The organism is Sphingorhabdus arenilitoris, assembly GCF_042651485.1.
Taxonomy (GTDB): domain Bacteria; phylum Pseudomonadota; class Alphaproteobacteria; order Sphingomonadales; family Sphingomonadaceae; genus Sphingorhabdus_B; species Sphingorhabdus_B arenilitoris.
Map to the genome: position 1 here is coordinate 1 of NZ_JBHSDH010000015.1, position 525 is coordinate 525.

Sequence of the window (525 nt, forward strand, 5' to 3'; positions counted from 1 at the left end):
ACCGGCGCTGTCGGAAGCGGCACCGCCAATGGCACCACGGTCGAAGGCATTGGCGCTGGTGAAGCGGTCACTTTGGCGGCGGGCGATAACCTGGTTGTCGATCAGGCTGGCAATGATGTCACCTACCGGCTTGCCGATGACCTGACCGGATTGAACAGCGTCACCGCAGCAACGGTCAATGCCGATGCGCTCAACATCACCGGCGGACCGGTGATCAACGGTGCAGGCATTACGCTGGCGGCGGGCGATGTGTTCGATGCGGGCGGCAATGTCCTGACTAACCTTGCCAATGGCAATGTCGCGGCAGGCTCCACCGATGCCGTGACCGGAGATCAGCTGTTCACCGCCACACAAGCATCGGGTGCAGCAGCCGATAATCTGGGCCAAAGCGTCGCTGATAATCTGGGCGGAAGCGCGGTATATAACCCTGCGACCAACAGCGTGGGCGGCCTGTCCATCGCAGTTGCAGGCGGTAATGAAACCAACGTCACCGATGCGATAGAAGCGCTCGACACCGCAAGCCAA

At 61.1% G+C, this 525-nt stretch carries 1 protein-coding gene; it reads left to right on the plus strand.

Annotation, left to right across the window (positions count from 1 at the left end):
- A partial coding sequence (locus tag ACFOWX_RS13280; protein WP_381425101.1) for a hypothetical protein occupies positions 1-525 on the plus strand: 525 nt, incomplete at both ends.